The 17,744-nt window shown below is 39.3% G+C and carries 13 protein-coding genes; 11 read left to right on the top strand and 2 right to left on the bottom strand.

Going from position 1 to position 17,744, the window contains the following annotated elements; all coding sequences use genetic code 11:
* Nucleotides 1–150 precede the first annotated feature (150 nt).
* Nucleotides 151–1,032, bottom strand: coding sequence for a helix-turn-helix domain-containing protein (locus ASL11_RS15080; protein ID WP_056615607.1), 882 nt, complete (start codon nucleotides 1,030–1,032; stop codon nucleotides 151–153).
* 356 nt (nucleotides 1,033–1,388) lie between these two features.
* Between ASL11_RS15080 and ASL11_RS15075 the strand changes: the two genes are divergently transcribed.
* The 5 genes from ASL11_RS15075 (at nucleotide 1,389) to ASL11_RS15055 (ending at nucleotide 7,500) form a co-directional block, all read left to right on the top strand.
* Nucleotides 1,389–2,768 (top strand): ABC transporter substrate-binding protein, encoded by a 1,380-nt coding sequence (locus ASL11_RS15075; RefSeq protein ID WP_056615603.1) that lies wholly within the window; start codon nucleotides 1,389–1,391, stop codon nucleotides 2,766–2,768.
* 69 nt (nucleotides 2,769–2,837) lie between these two features.
* Nucleotides 2,838–3,719 (top strand): carbohydrate ABC transporter permease, encoded by an 882-nt coding sequence (locus ASL11_RS15070; protein WP_056615599.1) that lies wholly within the window; start codon nucleotides 2,838–2,840, stop codon nucleotides 3,717–3,719.
* Nucleotides 3,720–3,735: 16 nt separating this feature from the next.
* A complete protein-coding gene (locus ASL11_RS15065; RefSeq protein ID WP_200962437.1) occupies nucleotides 3,736–4,581 on the top strand; it encodes a carbohydrate ABC transporter permease in 846 nt (281 codons plus the stop codon).
* Between the two features lie 39 nt (nucleotides 4,582–4,620).
* On the top strand, nucleotides 4,621–6,120 hold the full coding sequence (locus ASL11_RS15060) for a glycoside hydrolase family 32 protein (RefSeq protein WP_056615597.1): 1,500 nt from the start codon (nucleotides 4,621–4,623) through the stop codon (nucleotides 6,118–6,120).
* Nucleotides 6,121–6,156: 36 nt separating this feature from the next.
* Nucleotides 6,157–7,500: a NosD domain-containing protein gene (locus ASL11_RS15055; RefSeq protein WP_056615594.1), complete on the top strand. Its 1,344-nt coding sequence runs from the start codon at nucleotides 6,157–6,159 to the stop codon at nucleotides 7,498–7,500.
* A gap of 600 nt (nucleotides 7,501–8,100) precedes the next feature.
* Here the strand turns inward: ASL11_RS15055 and ASL11_RS15045 are convergent.
* Nucleotides 8,101–8,454, bottom strand: coding sequence for a hypothetical protein (locus tag ASL11_RS15045; RefSeq protein WP_056615584.1), 354 nt, complete (start codon nucleotides 8,452–8,454; stop codon nucleotides 8,101–8,103).
* A gap of 1,140 nt (nucleotides 8,455–9,594) precedes the next feature.
* Between ASL11_RS15045 and ASL11_RS15040 the strand changes: the two genes are divergently transcribed.
* The 6 genes from ASL11_RS15040 to ASL11_RS15015 all read left to right on the top strand — a co-directional run bounded on the left by ASL11_RS15040 (nucleotide 9,595) and on the right by ASL11_RS15015 (nucleotide 17,317).
* Entirely contained in the window at nucleotides 9,595–11,337 is a 1,743-nt protein-coding gene (locus ASL11_RS15040) for a sensor histidine kinase (protein WP_082595468.1), read from the top strand.
* Nucleotides 11,330–12,418 carry a response regulator gene (locus tag ASL11_RS15035; protein ID WP_056615579.1) on the top strand — a complete coding sequence of 363 codons (1,089 nt, stop codon included), beginning with the start codon at nucleotides 11,330–11,332 and terminating at the stop codon, nucleotides 12,416–12,418. The genes ASL11_RS15040 and ASL11_RS15035 overlap by 8 nt, the downstream gene beginning before the upstream one ends.
* Before the next feature lie 121 nt (nucleotides 12,419–12,539).
* On the top strand, nucleotides 12,540–13,850 hold the full coding sequence (locus ASL11_RS15030) for an ABC transporter substrate-binding protein (protein ID WP_056615577.1): 1,311 nt from the start codon (nucleotides 12,540–12,542) through the stop codon (nucleotides 13,848–13,850).
* Between the two features lie 34 nt (nucleotides 13,851–13,884).
* Nucleotides 13,885–14,772 carry a carbohydrate ABC transporter permease gene (locus tag ASL11_RS15025; RefSeq protein ID WP_056615574.1) on the top strand — a complete coding sequence of 296 codons (888 nt, stop codon included), beginning with the start codon at nucleotides 13,885–13,887 and terminating at the stop codon, nucleotides 14,770–14,772.
* Nucleotides 14,769–15,629 carry a carbohydrate ABC transporter permease gene (locus tag ASL11_RS15020; RefSeq protein WP_056615571.1) on the top strand — a complete coding sequence of 287 codons (861 nt, stop codon included), beginning with the start codon at nucleotides 14,769–14,771 and terminating at the stop codon, nucleotides 15,627–15,629. Before ASL11_RS15025 ends, ASL11_RS15020 begins: the two co-directional genes overlap by 4 nt.
* A 35-nt stretch (nucleotides 15,630–15,664) precedes the next feature.
* Entirely contained in the window at nucleotides 15,665–17,317 is a 1,653-nt protein-coding gene (locus tag ASL11_RS15015; protein WP_235550474.1) for a glycoside hydrolase family 5 protein, read from the top strand.
* The last annotated feature ends 427 nt before the right edge of the window (nucleotides 17,318–17,744 follow it).

Here is a 17,744-nt window from a genome sequence, read left to right as displayed (position 1 = left end):
GTAACATTAGATGGTCTGCTTTCAGCTGATAGGCAATTTGGGGGAATCTCAAATAGCCTAGGGATAGCTATGCAGACCTTTTTTTGTCATTATATGTAAGCGGTTACACTGGGCAATGCTTGGACATAACACACATCTATGGACATGTAATTATGAGCGAGATGTTTTCTTTTTCCGATAAAAAGAAGGATTAACGCCTTCTATTTTTTTGAACGCTTTACTGAAAGAATGAATATCCGGAAATCCGATAAGTTCCGCAATTCGTTTTAAAGGTTCATCAGTGAATTGGATCATCTCTCTTGCTTTTTCTATTCTCATTAATTGGTGATAGTGGATAGGACTCATTCCAAATGTTTGATTAAACAGTGTGATCAAATAGTACTTGCTGATTCCAGATATTTTGGCAAGTTCATCTAAAGTCACCCTTTGACCAATGTTATGCTTTAAGAAAATTCTGACTTGCTCCAACTCATTGATATTGGAAAATAAGTGAGGATTTCTGTTCCAATAGTTTTCGCGCAATAATGCGGTGAATAATTGAATAAATAATCCCTTAATATTTAATTCATAAAATGGCAGCTTCATTTGAAATTCTCTTATAATTTCATAAAGTAATTTTTCTATAGCTAAATGATACCGCAACCGTATATGACTTGCTAGAGGAAGAGTTAATCTGTCAATCTCGTCGCTTCGGAACCACTTCATTTCATCGTTTGTCATATTTTCTAATTTTTTAAAAGAAACTTTAACATCGGGACTATCTTCTTGATAGAACAAATCAAAATGCAAATGGGGCTGTCGGACTAAATCAGTTCCAATTTTACTAATCGAATGCCTTTGTTTGGGGCGAAAGAAAAATATGTCACCTGGTTCTCCAAAATAAACATCATCCTCTACAGTAACTTTTAATCTGCCTTCTTTGAGATAAAGGATTTCATAGTCAAATAATACCCTTTCCTCTAAAAACCAAGGAAATGAGACGTAGCTATCCATAGCAATTCGTAAATAAGGAGACAGATTGTGTAAGTTCATGTAGTAACCTCCAACCAAAATATTTGACAAATTAATCATAATTTAAGCCAACGACAATGTTTCATTATTAGTATATCATTGGTTTTGTGGAAAAGAAAACGTTTAACTGAGAAAAGAAAACGTTTTTCTGAGAAAATCAAACGTTTTCTGAGAAAATCAAACGGTTTTCGAGAAACACAATTTTGGATAAACTTTTCTGTTTACTTGGGGGGGGCCTGGGGATATTTGAGTGTATTTGAAAGCGTAATGACAAAACAAATGAAAATGATGTAGGAACTTACTATGAACGCTTGGCAACCTAATAGTCCTTTAGAAGGACTACCATTTGTTAAATAATAATGAGGGGGTAACTTTTTATGAAATTAAAAGGTAAATTATTATCTGGTGTTCTTGTAATGTGCATGTCTTTTTCAGCGATTTTGGTTGGATGTTCTAGTAATGAAAAGAACCCTGAAAGCTCTGCGTCCAATAAAGGACAACAAACTTCTGAGAAAGGAGCATCTGGCTCGTCGAATAAATCTATCACGGTTCTGGTTGAGGGTGGAAGTCCGGCCAATACGGTCGCCAGCCAAACGGCGGAAGAATTTAAGCAAAAGACTGGCTATGAAGTGAAGATTGAAACGGTTCCCTACATCGGTGTCTATGACAAATTGAATGTAGAAATGAAAGCTAACTCAGGAGCATACGATGTTGCCACGATCGATATCTTGTGGTTTCCTGCTTTGGCAAAAAACTTGGTAGCTATGGATGACTTAATGACGGATGAGGTCAAAAATGATTTTGTACCTAATGTAGTCGATGGCGGTAAAGTGAACGGTAAAATTCTGGGCATGCCGGTTTGGACGAACTCAAAAATTTTATTGTATCGAACCGATTTGTTTAATGATCCGAAGGAACAAGATGCATTTAAGGCTAAATATGGATATGATTTGAAACCGCCTACGAATTGGCAGCAATACAGGGATGTCGCCAAGTTCTTTACTCGTGATACGAATAAAGATGGGGCAACTGATCTATATGGTACGGGCATATTAGGGATGAATAACGGGGATTCGGTTGCCAGTTGGTTGGACCATGCCGCTCAGGCAGGAGCAAAACCTTTGGTTGTGGGTAAAGATAATAAAGCCTTAGTCAACTCGGAACCATATGTAAAGGCTCTGGAATTTGAAACAAAGATTTTACGTGAAGACAAGTCTGCGCCAGAAGGTGCACTAAACATGGCCTCTTCTGAAATTTCTGAAATGTTCTGGAATGGAAAAATGGCTATGATGCTTGAGTGGGCTCATTTCTTTGTCCCTTCTAACGACCCAGGCAAATCGAAAGTATCGGGGAAAGTGGGCGCCGCTCCAATGATTGCTGGTGATTCCGGAGTAGGGGTTGTGCCTGGACCTTGGTATCAAGTGATCCCGAGCACTTCCAAAAAACAAGATATCGCAAAACAGTACGTGAAATTTATTTATGAAAAAAATGAATTGTTTATGAAAGCATTAGGAGTGGCTGCACGAAAATCGGTCTTTGAAAAATACGGTCAAAAACCTGAATATGCACACCTGAAAGCGCTTGAAACTACACTGGCTGCCAGCCAAACACAAAATCGTCCAATATTGCCACATTGGAACGAAATCGAAAATGAAGCATTAGTCTCTGCAATTCAAGTAGCTCTCTCCGGAAAGGAAACACCGCAAGAAGCATTAAACAGAGCCGCAGCAAAAATTAACGAGATACAAGGAAAATAAATGGAAAAAGGGGCTCAGGTTCGAGCCCCTTTTTAACCGAATTCCAATTCTCACAGAAGGATGATGGATATGTCCCTAAGAGATCAGAAGCTTTCTTTCTTATTTTTTCTACCAGCTTTCGTCTTCATGATCTTGTTTTTTGTTTACCCAATGATGTTGCTTTTTAAAGATAGTTTTTTTGATGATGAAGACCCTTCAAAATTTATTGGTCTACGGCATTATTCTCACGCTTTAACTTCGGACACATTCTATCAATCCTTACTCAATACGATTGTGTATGTGATAGGGGCAGTTGCAATTGAGTTAATATTGGGCATGTTTCTTGCTCTTCTGCTAAGTACAGGGTTTAAAGGCGCCAACATCATTCGTACTTTGCTGTTGAGTCCGTTAATGATTTCTCCTTTGGTTTGTGGTTTAATATGGAAATTTATGCTAAATGACCAATTTGGTATCTTAAATGTAATTATATACAAATTGGGCTTGATTAAGAATCCTCAAAGTATCTTGTGGTTATCTGACAGCAAGTTGGCTTTAATTTCCTGTATGATTGCAGATGTATGGCTTACCACGCCATTTATGATGTTGATATTATTAGCGGGCATACAAGGTATACCTGAAAGTTTATACGAAGCTGCCCGCATAGACGGAGCAAATAAGTTTCAAAACTTTTTACATATCACACTGCCAAGTTTAAAACCGGTCATTTTAGTTGCAGTTGTCATACGTATGATTGATGCAGCTAAATCCTTTGATATTATTTGGGTGATGACACAAGGCGGTCCGAATGGTTCCTCTTCCTTAGTAAGCACATTAATTTATAAATCGGTAGCCAGATACAATCAAGAAGGATATGCAAGCGCAATGGCTGTAATCTTTATGATTATCTTGCTGGCAATCTGTTCATTCTTTTTTAAACAGTTCTGGAATCCAAATAAGAAAGCGGTTCGATAGGAAGGAGATCAGCAAGATGGTTATTACCATGAGTAAACAAAAATCCAGAGTTGCCAGTTTATTTGTATTCGTCATCTCATGTATTTTTTTGGTTGTTACTTTATTTCCATACGCTTACCTTGTGTTATCTTCACTGAAACCGCCAAGGGAAGTGATTTCCACAACCCCTACGTTGTTGCCTTCTGTGTTTACTTTAGCCAATTATAATGCTCTGTTTCATCAACTGGCAATCGGCAAATATTTTGTTAACAGTCTTATAACTGCAATGTCAGGTACACTATTGAGTGTTTTTCTGGGTTCATTAGCTGCTTATGGCTTAACCAGATTCGCATCAAAGTTAGGGAATTTATTTCTGCTTTTTACTTTGGGTGTTCGTATGACGCCTCTGATTAGTGTTGCAATACCGATGTATCGTATTATTGGGCAATTAGGTTTAATGGATACAAAATTAGCATTAGTTTTAGTCTATACCAGCATAAACATTCCGTTTGTTATCTGGATGATGATTGGTTTTTTTGACAATTTGCCAAAAGAGCTTGATGAATCTGCGCGTGTCGACGGATGCGGGATGTTTGGAACTTTTATGCGTATTATCTTACCGATCTCGCTGCCTGGAATCGCAACTACCTCAATTTTTAGCTTTATGCTTTCCTGGAATGATTTCTTGTTCGCATTACTTTTAACAAGCACTTCGGCCAAAACGGTGCCAGTAGGAATTTCAGAGTTTTTAACAGCTTACGGTTTGGATCTAGGCCCCATGACGGCTGCGGCAACCATATTTAGCGTTCCTGTCATGCTGTTTTCGTTTGTAATGCAAAAATACATTGTTCGCGGAATGACAATGGGTGCTGTTAAAGAATAGAGAATTTGTATGATGAAATAAAGAGTGGAGGAAATATTGATGCAATATGATCACCATACGTTCCATAATCTCATGTTAGGTAAAGCAGAACAATCAGTTGCAACTATAAAGGACCATGTGGATAAAGACCCTATGCGCTTAAAGTTTCATTTTATGCCTCCGGCCTATTGGATGAACGATCCTAACGGGCTTATATACTATCAAGGAGAATATCATATGTTTTACCAGTTTCACCCCTATTCAGCCGAGTGGGGTCCGATGCATTGGGGCCATGCTAAAAGTAAAGATTTGGTTCACTGGGAACACCTTCCTATTGCACTTGCGCCAAGTGAAGTCTATGATCTTGACCAAAAAGGCGGATGTTTTTCCGGAAGCGCCGTCGATGACAACGGGATATTGACTTTGATCTACACCGGCACGATTATGAAGGAAGGGCGTGTCATTCAAACCCAATGTATAGCTTCCAGTACCGATAGCGTGACATTTCAAAAATATGTAGGGAATCCGGTTATCTCTGTTCCTCCAGAAGGGAGTTCCTCTGATTTCAGGGATCCGAAAGTATGGAAACACGAAGATAAATGGTATATGGTCGTAGGTTCAAGTAAAGATGGAAAAGGAAGAGCTTTGCTTTATCGCTCGAATGACCTGTATGTATGGGAGTATGTAAGTGTATTGGCTGAGAGTGACGGTACGATGGGTACGATGTGGGAATGTCCGGATATTTTTCAGCTTGGCGATCGTTATGTACTAATGTTCTCCCCAATGGGAATGGGAGAAAAAAAAGCGAGTTATTTAACTGGTTCATTAGATTATAGTAGTGGGAAATTTACTTGGGATTATTGTGGAGAAGTGGATTGCGGGTTCGAGTACTATGCTCCTCAATCCTTCCTTGATGATAATGGAAGACGAATTATTATAGGTTGGTTGAACGCTTGGGATTGGATGCCGTGGTTTCAAAATTTCGGTCCCACTTTTAAAAACAATTGGTGCGGCGCGATGTCCATTCCAAGAACTGTAGAAATGGACGATGACGGACATTTGAGATTTCTTCCAGTTGAAGAATTAAAGGCGATACGGGGGGGACATTTCCATCTTGACCGTACGGCGATAGAAGGGGAAATACAAGCGCTTCCCCGATCGATAGAAGGGGATAGTTTAGAGATTGTGGCGGAATTTAATCTGGAAAATTGTCACGCGGAGGAATTTGGCTTCAAAATGAGGGTGTCGGATGACGGCAACGAGGAGACGGTACTCTCTTATTCGCCTAAGACCGGAGAACTTCAATTTGATAGAAACAGATCGGACGGATGGAGTCAGGGGATTCGAAAATGTAAACTGGAATCTGCCGATAAGGATACATTAAGGCTGCATATCTACGTAGATACTTGCGTTGTTGAAGTGTTTGCGGATGAAGGGCGCACGACAATGACCAATAACATATATCCTAATCCGTACAGTATAAACTTGAAACTTTTTAGCCTCGGAGATAAGGTGGAACTCATTTCTCTTGATATATGGCAACTTCACTCTATATGGTGAAGGTAGAACACACTTAATTGATAGGAGAATTTATTTATGGCTAGTAAAAATTATTACGACGTAACAGAGTGGCCTGTCGGTAATCCGTATGAGGATATTGGTGAGGTAATCAATAGCATTATAGCAGATATTAAAAGTAGGCAAACGGACACTGATGTGAATAAAGGCGGAAAGCCGGGTGCGGTTATCTATATTCCACCGGGAGATTATCATCTTGGCAGTCAAGTAGTTATAGACATCAGTTATCTTAAAATTATGGGTTCTGGACACGGGTTTACATCTTCGAGTATTCGTTTTAATACATCTGAGAATGAATGGGCGGATTTGCATGAATTGTGGCCGGGAGGAAGTCGCATACTCGTAGATATTCCCCTAGAAGTAAATGACGAGGAATATAAAGGAGCTGCATTTTATGTTGAACGAAGTGGAAATCCCCGAATAAGTTCGGTAGAGTTTTCTGACTTTTGTATTGATGGTTTGCATTTTATTGGAGATGGTTTAGGAGAAACAAATCCGGAAAACACATACACGAACGGGAAAACGGGTATTTATGTTGCAAGTGCTTGTGACTCATTTCGGATTACAGGTATGGGGTTTGTGTATTTAGAGCATGGAATTACTATATATCATGCAGATGCACTGACTATACATGATAATTTCATAGCTGAATGTGGTAACTGTATAGAACTACGAGGTTGGGGACAGGCTTCAAAAATAACCGATAACTTGATAGGAGCCGGTTTTAAAGGATATTCAATTTACGCTCAAAATTTTGGTGGACTTTTGATTACAGCGAATAATGTTTTTCCACGAGGTGCGAGCAGTATCTATTTTGATGGTGTGACACGTTCCAGTATCACTAATAATAGACTTCATTCATTTTATCCAGGAATGGTGGTATTCAGGGAAAATTGTTCTGAAAACTTGGTTTCTTCAAATCACTTTTTACGTGACCATGAACCTTGGACTCCTTTTCTGGGAATAGACAATGGTTTAGATGATTTGTATGGTCTCCTCTATATCAGTGGCAATAATAATTCTGTAATTGCTAATCACTTTTCTGAAGGAATTAATACTCAGAACATCAAGCCTGTAGGTGCAACACCTGTAATCATACGTATTGTTTCGGGTAATGGAAATTATATTTCTAATAATCATGTTGTTGCCACGGAGGTTCATGCCAAGATAAGTGATTCTTGTTTTTCTGCGCAAGTAGACGCTTTGTTGACTACCAAAGCATCAAAGCCGCTTACCGTAACAACAGTATTGGTAGAAAAAGAATCGCTTCAAAATACGATTCTTGATTCGGGAAGTGATGCACAGGTTGTTATGGACAAGACTGTAAATGCATTCAGAGCCACTCCTACGCCAGGAGCATAAATAATATATTCAACTATGTTTTTATGGTAGTTTTTGTTCCAAAGTTTCAATTGCAAGTCGGACACTTGAATTATTTCGTTTGTCATTTAATTTTTTTGGTGCTTCCTAGCGATGGAAGTGCCTTTTTTCTCGTTCAAGCAGGTCAAGGCTACGTTTATGTCAAGAAAAACGGCGGTACCCAGATCAACCCAAATATTACTTCGAATAACAATTATAACAGCATGACGATTACGTTTACTACAGGAATTAAACCGGCGATTTCGAAAACAATAACAAGAAAAGAACTGACCCTGAGAGAGTAACTATTTCAGGGTCAGTCTCTTTAGGAATCCACATAGTTATATGAATAAGTTCTTTCGAAACTCGCCCGGCGTGATGCCTTCCATTTTCATAAATACTTTGTTGAAATAACTTGCGATGGTTAATAAATGAAAAAGCCTTGTCCTATCTGATGTTGTATGGCTCAATAAAATATTTGGTATTGTGGCATTGATAATTACAATTTAATGGGTAATTGCTATCTCACTTAATTCTTGCACCACAACCCATTCAAGTTCACACCTACGATTACACCTGATGATGCTCTCCTCAAGGATATTCCTATTTTTTTGTGAAGATATAATTCCTAACTTCTTTTTGGGAACACTTAAACAAATCCATATCTTTAATTTGTTCTTCAGTCAGAGTATTTGAACCCTTGTCCAGTACTTCAAAATTCTTATCAAGTTTTAAGATTTCTTTAAGCGAATAACCGCTAAATAAAATTTTTCCACACTGTTCTAAATCCTCATTATACATTGTATTTACGCGGTTTATAGTTACTTTGTTTATTTCCTCACTTCCCTTGTACGCCGTGTACCTATTGATCCCAACTAAAGTAAGATAACAGGCAGCATATAAAATGACTCCTGCACTACCTAGTATCCATCCGAGTTTTAATTTCCCGATTTTCATCGTTTACTTCCCCCATTTATTTATCTAAATGTTTTAATCTAACACTACTTCTTTCCGCCAGAAGGTTCAGTAAGATTCTCTTGCTTTACTTTTTCATTCAGAGTTTTAAAATTCAATAACTTTAGTAAGCCCCAAGCTGACCAGTTTCCTTCAGAAGCGGATGAGCCATATCCAATTGAGTTTAGAGTCAGTTCTTCATCGACTGGATTGTAGGATGAAGCTTAATAACATCGTCTATGGTAACACTCAATGTGCTCCCATTATTTAAATTATAACGGTTTAAGGATCATAACGAAAAATATAATTGTATTTAATGTTTGAGTAACTCCTAGATATGGCAAAACACATATCCAGGAAGACGAGAATCAATTTTTATCATAGCTTACTCAATTCAATCCAAGCCCTTTGCCTAAAGATGTTGTGGACAGCGCCGCGGGTTTGCGGGCTCCGTTTTCTAATTTATTTTGGAATATCACATTTTTTTCTTTTTTTGTTATTTTTCATAATTAACTAACTTGGACATGTCGGTGATTGGAATACGGTTAGTTCCTGATGAGAACGAACTTTCTATTAAATATTCAAACTCGGTCAGAGCGGTGTTGTCCCTGCATTAACTGAAGGGAAAACCTAGTAAGCGCTCCCAAGTAACATATCCGAAAATAGCCGGCACACCATGTTTGGAAGATGGTGTGTTGGCTATTTTCATAATTAATGTCCAATTATCACTATTTAATTACTTTCTTAGAGCACTACACAGAAAAAAATATTATTCATTTTGGGTAATAATTCATTTTATGTAAGTAAAAGTGACTTTTTTGTACCTATGCCTATATGCAACAAATCAGAAAACGTATCGATCTCATTACCGTTTCAATAATAAAGATATCCATCTTAATATTATCTCCTATTCCTGAGTTCACATGAGATAACCCCTTAAAATTGATGGACGTAGAACTTATGTTGAATAAAGCCGACTTTAGAGGATTCGCGGTATCTCACACGAATAGTTTCTTATGATCGTAGTATTGGGGATAAAATGAGATAAAGCCATGACTGCATTGTTGCTTAATACATAGCCAACAGCAAGCGTGAAATGAGGGGATACTACTGAAAAGAAAAATAGGAATCCGTTTTAGATTGATGGTCTTGATGATTTGTTTAACTACATTACCTGTTGTGACTGTAACTTGGCTTGCTAGTAACAATACACGGCATTCGGTGGAACAGGAAATAATTAGTGCTAATAACTCACGTATGGAATGGGCTAACCAATATCTGAATGAGCTTATTGAGCAGATGAACATTTTATTTTATACCGTTCAGATCAATTCGGAATTAATGGGTAATCTTCAACAAGTGGCTAATCCGAATTTAAATGTACAATATCAAACGCAAAAATATGTTGGTGATACGCTAACCTCATTATTACATTCCAATTCCCGTAAAATTGATGATTTTACGCTTTATATTCATGAAAACAAACAGGCATTATCCGTAAGTTATGTCGGCCAATTAATTTCTTTTATGGATATCCGGACTGGGCCATGGAGCCGGATGCTGGATACCCCGACTAATATTTATTTTAAGCAGGAACTAAATGGGGTTTATGCGTTTCACAGTATGAATCGATTTGAAGATCGTAAGTTGTTGGGTGGTCTTTCCGTTAAGATCAACCGCAAGGTTTGGGATGAGGTCGGCAGTATTCTTGGATCTGAACCAGACAGTTCCATCTTCTTGAGCAACGATGAAGGGGAATTATTATCTGGGTCAAAGAATGAACATGCATTAGGAGATATTCCTATTGTATTAAAAAGTCTCGCTGTACCTGATAGTGGTCTTGGAATTCAGAAAACCAATAAGTATTATTTCTTTATGCAAAAAGTTAGCAATGGTAAATTAACATTGATAAAAGCCATACCGCTTGAAACGATAAATCGCAGCGCTCAAGCTACGATTAATGCCGGTATTGTAACTGGGAGCTTATTTGTCGCTGCCTCGATTATTCTCTCTATCCTTTTTTCGCTTCGTATTAGTAAGCCGATTATAAGTCTAGCACGAACCATGAGAAGAGCGGAAATTCAAAGCTTTGAATTGAAATCTGTCAAAAACAGTGATGAGCTCGGACTACTAGAGCATGGTTACAACTCAATGATGCAACGCATTAAAGAGTTAATTGAAGTAGAATACCAAGGGAAAATAGACATTAAGACTGCGCAACTGAGGACACTACAAGCTCAAATCAATCCGCATTTTCTAAACAATACCCTTCATCTAATCGGAGGGATGGCTTTAGAGAAGGATGCGCCTGAAATATATCGAGTTACACGGGTGATCGGAGATTTATTAAGATATTCAATCAGTACGGGTAGCGATTTAGTTACGTTTAGAGATGAACTCAAGCATATGCAGAACTATATTTTCATCCAGGAGCAGCGGTTTACTGGGCGATGTCAAGTGGTGGTTGAGAAAGATGATTTACCTTCGGAGAGCCAGCTTCCCAAATTTACACTTCAGCCTATCGTAGAAAATGCATTTGAACATGGACTGCATAAAAAAGAAGGCAGTTGGCTCGTTGAGGTAAGAATCAAACGAATCCGTAAGAAAATTTTAATTGCTGTTCAAGATGATGGCGTAGGTTTAGACGAAGAGAAGCTTGGACATATCCGAATAGGTTTACGTTCTGGCAATGATACTAATTTGAAATTCTATGAAGATGAGCAGAGCGGAAAAAGAAAAGGTATTGGTTTGAAGAATGTCGATTCCCGGTTGAAGCTGCATTTTGGCGAAAGATATGGTATACGTATTTTCAGCAAGCCAGGGAAGGGAACGATCGTTTTATTCGTATTGCCGGTACAGGAAAAGGAGGAGTTTGAAGATGTATAAAGTGATGATTGTGGACGATGAGCCTTGGTCAAGAAAAGTGATCAAGCAGCTTGGAGAATGGGACAAGCTCCAATTAACGATAATAGGTGAGGCAGAGGACGGAACACAAGGATTGCAAATGGTCGCAGAGCTAGCACCTGATATCGTGGTAACCGATATGAGAATGCCGGGTATTGATGGTGTAGAGCTCTTAAAGGCGCTGAATGATAAACATCCTTCACTTAAGATCATTGTGATGAGTGGTTACGATGATTTTGTTTATCTAAAACAAGCTATTCGATCCCAAGCGAAGGAATACTTATTAAAACCGGTGGACCCAGAAGAGCTGAATGCTGCCCTAGCGCAATGTGTTCGTGAACTGCAGCAAGCCAAGCAAATTTCTGAAGTATCTTGGAAAACACCGCTTGTATTTGCCGATGCGGCTTCACTCGATAAGTATTTGAAATATCGTCAATTGGTCTACGGTTATATGTTGGATTTAAATGCATCAGGTATCAATCAAACGTTAAAGTCATTAGGGCAATTTATGGAACCGATACAGGCTGAACAATTCGATGGCAGTATGCTGAACAAAATAGGTCATGACTTTACTTTAATGCTCGAAGAGTTTGTTTCGACAAGTGAGCTAGCATGGAACCATATCATATCTGAATTGGAACAACCGCCGTCCGATCAAATGGGTTGGAATTCTGTCATAGAAACCATTGGACAGATTGAACGCATGTATAATCAGGCTATTGCTTTACTCCTGGAGGCACGGAAAAATAGAAATAAGCTGGACTTGCGAGAAGTGACCGCGTACATCAATAGGCATTATAAGGAATCGATTACATTGGAGTCACTCGCCGCTTATTTTTATATAAGTAAAGAGCACTTAAGTCGAGCATTCAAAACATTCACCGGGGAAACGATTACCGATTATATTCATCATAAACGCATGGAAAAAGCCAAAGAACTCATTGTGGATCATAAGTTATCTATTAAGCACGCTGCTGAAATGACAGGGTATCCAGACCTTGCCTATTTCTACAGGGTGTTTAAAAAACATTATGGAATTGCCCCGGGAGAATTACGGAAGTAATTGGATTGTTTTTCCAAGTTGTATCAATATTGTGCAATAGAAGATGTTAATATCCTGAAATGAATATAGAAAACGCTTCCACTATACTGAAGGAGCAGTTAAATCAGAGGGGGAACGATCCATGAAGAAAATGCTTAATATGAGTATTATCCTAGGCTTGATATTAGCTACAGGATGCGGCACTAGCACAAGTAAGACGAATACAGACGCTAGTAGTGCAGCACCTGCAAGTACACCAGTTAGTACAAAGGCGGCATCAACTCCGAAAAAAGTAGAACTGAATGTATTTATGAGCTATCCCCAGTATAAAGAACAATTTGAAAAATACTTCGAGCAATTTAAAGCAAAAGAATTGGCCGAGAAAAATGTAGATGTCACGATTAAAACGGAAATGCCTAATTCGGATCAAGCCAAGCAGATCTTACAAACTCGTCTAGCATCGAATGATGCACCAGATTTGTTTACCATTCATGCAAATGATATTCCGGCTTATTACAAAGCAGGTTACCTAAGTGATCTATCTAGTCAAGCAGCCATTAAAAGCTTGTATGAACCCGTGAAGAAAACCGTTACCATCGATAGTAAAATCGTCGTGTTGCCTTTTGAAAGCACAACATGGGGATACTTGTACAATAAAAAAACATTCAAGGATTTGGGCATAACACCTCCAAACACATTGGATGAAATGAAAGCTGTTATCGCAAAAATAACTGCAGCCAATATTGCACCATTTGAACTGGCTTTTCAAGAGTCATGGGTTCCACAACTTATGACTGCGCAATCGCTTGGTGGTATTGTTTCCTCGAAGCATCCGGATTGGATTGAAAAGATGAGTGCGGGTCAGGCTTCATATAATGACGTAGCAGCCATTTTTGATATTATCGATCTCATTAACGCAAACGGCACGAAAAAACCTTTCGAGGTTGGTAATGAAGCTGGTGCCGCTGAATTTGCCAATGGAAAATCCGCTATGTGGGTACAAGGCCCTTGGAATGCGGATGCCATTCTCAAAGTTAATCCAAGCTTTGAAATGGGCGTTGCAGCACTACCTGTAAGCAATGATCCCAAAGATACCATGATTAATCTTTCAACCTCTACTTCCTTAGCAGTATCGCCAACAACTAAAAACAAAGAAGTGGCACTTGATCTGCTGAATTATATCCTAGATGAGAAAGATTCTTCCGCGCTATTTAAACAATTGAAATTCAATCCTATCTCTACTGTGCATAAATTTGAAGTAAATCCGTGGGTGAAGGAATCCTCAGCCTATGTAGAAAATGGGAAAGCGTATCAGGATTTGAAGCTGCCAAACGGTGTTACAGACGAGCAAGCTAAATTGTTACAAAGCTATTATGCTAAAACCGTTACCAAAGAGCAGTTTATTAAAACAATGGATAAAACATGGGCAGCAGCAGTTAAAGCTACTAAATAAAGGCTGAGTAACGGTTAACTAGGAGTGATAGGAAATGATTTTCACAAAAAATAGGAAGCAAAACATCATCCTGTTAGCCTTCGTTTTTCCCGCAATACTCTTCTATTCCGTTTTTGTACTCGCCCCCTCTTTTGGGGGGATCTGGTACAGCTTAACGGATTGGAATGGGCTCAATCCTACCTATAATATGGTGGGATTGAGCAACTATATCGAAGCGCTCACAGATGATCCATACTTTCGGAATTCCATTTGGTTTACACTCAAATACGTTATATTCATGGTCGTATTATCCAATTTTTTGGCTATCCTTTTGGCAGTCTTCATAGAATCACAAAAACGAAGTAAGGTTTGGTTTCGGACGATCTTCTTTATGCCAAATATGATTAGCTTAATTATCGGCGGGTTTATGTGGATGTTTATTTTCACTAAGGTTTTACCCTATATAGCTGAACATACGATCTTTCACTTTTTAGACCAATCGTGGATTGGGGATCCCCAATTCTCCTTTTATACACTCTTGATTCTTTCCCTCTGGAGTGGAGTAGGATACTTAATGGTCATATACATTGCAGCGCTTCAAGGGGTGCCGCAACAGATGAAAGAAGCTGCTGCTATAGATGGGGCAAATGCGATGCAAACATTTCGAAATGTGACTCTCCCCATGATATATCCAGCTTTGACCATTGGTCTTTTCGTGACTTTAAACGGTTCCTTTAAAGTGTTTGATGCGGTATTTGCTTTGACTGGTGGTGGACCAGGCCGTGCTACACAGGTTATTGCACTTAATATATATGAAGAAGCATTTAGTCTGAGTAGTCGTTATGGTTATGCTAGCGCTAAGGCAATGATTCTGTTCTTGATTGTTTTGATCATCACGCTCGTTCAATTGTGGATCATGAAAAGAAAAGAGGTGGAAGCATGAGGAGTCAAGATGCACGTGTTGGTCTTAGTCTAATAGGTCGTCGTGCTGGTTCATCTCTTATTTTTCTCTTCCTGCTCGTCGGAACGGTTGTGATGTTATTTCCAATCTATATGGGGTTATTGAATTCTGTGAAAACGCAAAGCGAGATGCTGACGAATATTTTATCCTTTCCTACTGATTTTCAATTTTCCAATTATCCAAGCGCCTTTGAAAAAATACATTTCTTAAGAAGCTTATCGAATACGATCCAAATTGCTGTTGTTGGTTTATTTGGGATTATTGGTTGTGCTTCCTTGGCTGGATACAAGCTGTCTAGAACGAAAGGGAAATTGAGTGCTTTTTTGTTTGGACTTTTCATTCTTTCAATGTTAATCCCTTTTCACTCGGTCATGATCACCCTTGTGAAAATATCTAGAGAACTACAGATCCAAGGTTCGATTTATGGACTTGGATTAATCTATATCGGGTTAGGTGTGTCCATGGCCATTTTTCTATATCATGGTTTTGTCAAATCCATACCTCGAGATTTGGATGAAGCTGCAGTTATCGACGGCTGTGGAGAGTTTAAATTGTTCTTTACTGTGATTTTTCCGCTACTTCTACCTGTCACAGCTACCATTGCGATTTTGAATTTACTATGGATATGGAATGATTTTCTGTTGCCACTGTTAATATTAACCGATTCAGATCGATATACACTGCTCTTATCAACGAATATGTTGTTTGGTGAATACAGCAATGACTGGTCCAATATTTTAGCTGCCTTATTGCTGGCCATGCTGCCTGTCATTATCTTTTATCTATTTCTGCAAAAATATATTCTTAATGGGATTGCTGAAGGTGCGATCAAAGGATAATGCCATCAATTGAATTGGAGAGGGGGAATCTTATTTTGATAACTGGAGGGCATGAAGTAACTGGATTTTTAAAGGCCAAAGGCAAAAAGCTGATAAACGGTGAAGGACAAGAGATTCTGCTTCGCGGCGTTGGATTTGGCAGTTGGATGCTTCCGGAAGGGTACATGTGGCTTTTTCCTGATCAAGGGGATCGACCAAGACGAATCGAACAGATGGTTAAGGATTTGATCGGCGAAGAGAAGGCTCAGCAATTCTGGGAGATTTATTATAGTCGATATATTTCTGAGTCTGATATTCGGCAGATCGCTGCAGATGGCTACAATTCCGTTCGTGTGCCGATTCTTGCCAGGTTTTTGATAGAGGATAGTGACGGTGAGGTTGTTCTCTATAATTATTCTCATTTGAAGATCATGGACAACATCATTGATTGGTGTCGTAAGCATAGACTTTATGTGATTCTTGATCTTCACGGTGCTACAGGAGGACAGACAGGAACGAATATCGATGATTCGGAGTTCGATAAACCTGAGCTGTTTACGAACGAGCGGAATCAAGAGATCACAGTCGCGTTATGGCGAATGCTGGCTGAGCGTTATAAAGATGAGTGGATTGTAGCAGGTTATGATCTTTTGAACGAGCCGTTGCCTGAATGGTTTTCAGCTTATAATGATCAAGTAATGCCGCTTTATAAGAAAATTACCAAAGCTATTCGTGAAGTCGATGATCGTCATATGATCATTTTGGAAGGTGTGCACTGGGCTACAGATTGGTCGATTTTCAATGATAAATTTGATGATAATCTTATGCTTCAATTTCATAAATACTGGAACAACCCAGATACGGAGAGTATTCAGATTTATCTGGATAAGCGTGAAGAATGGAACGTGCCGATCTATATGGGCGAAGGCGGCGAGAATAATAAGGAATGGTATGCAGGTGCATTTCGATTATTTGAGGATCATGACATCTCTTGGAATTTCTGGACTTGGAAAAAAATGGACAAAAATAATTCGCCATGTACTGTGATCAAGCCAGAAGGCTGGCAGCAGTTGATTGACTTCTTAGAAGGCGGAGTTAAACCAGATGAGGCAGCAGCCGAGCACATTTTATGGGAATACCTGCACAACATTTCTTTCGAGCAATGTTTGTATCAAAAAGAAGTAACGGATGCCCTTTTCCGCAGACCTTCGACTCGTATACCAGCAATTTTCTATGGTTACAGGGGAGAAGGGATTAGCTACGGGACCAAGAATCGTATGGCTGAAAACATTGGATTTCGGATAAATGATAGAACAGATATCCGCTTTATAGAAGGAGCCAGATCGACACCTAACTTTCAACATGGCAAGGGGGAAAGTTGGCAAGCTGATGAACAATTATGTGTTCAATTAACAACTGAAGATTGGTTCGCTTATGAATTCACAGTTGGTCATGCTTCCAAAGCCGCGCTTTATACAGTTGATTTGCATGCTTTTGCACCTAATGAAAGAGCGCGGATGGCTGTTTCAGTCGATGATAAAGTAATTGAAATCGTAGAGGTTGTTGGGAAATCATGGAGTACACTGCGTTTGAATGAAGAATTTCAGCTTAGTCCAGGATTACATCGCATTGTTCTTAAATCCATGGAAAAGATAGTACGGATTGATTGGCTCGAAGTTATACCGGTGATTGAGTTAGAAGAGAAATAGGAGGTAAGGGCACAGGCGGGGACAAGCTTGTGGATCTGCCTACGGACGGCGGGCACTACACCCGCACCGTTCACTTCGGCCCGGACGGACTTATGTACGTAACGATTGGATCGAGCTGCAATGTCTGCAAAGAGAAGGACCCCCGTCGTGCAGCGATGTGGGTTTACAACGCCGACGGCTCCGGGGGGGCGTGTCTTTGCCCGCGGACTTCGCAATACGGTGGACTTCACCTTCCATCCACAGACTGGGGCGATCTTCGGTGTGGACAACGGGCGGGATATGCTCGGTGACGACCTCCCGCCGGAGGAGCTGAATCTGCTCCAGGACGGTAAGGACTAATTTACGGAGAATATTATTTGCTTGAGGCAATTTTCAAGCTAAAAGGAAATGATTTGTACTTGTGGTAAGTGATTGGCAGATTGGGGAG

The sequence above is a fragment of the Paenibacillus sp. Soil750 genome (genome assembly GCF_001428045.1).
GTDB lineage: Bacteria > Bacillota > Bacilli > Paenibacillales > NBRC-103111 > Paenibacillus_E > Paenibacillus_E allorhizoplanae.
This window is presented reverse-complemented; position numbering and strand designations above follow the sequence as displayed.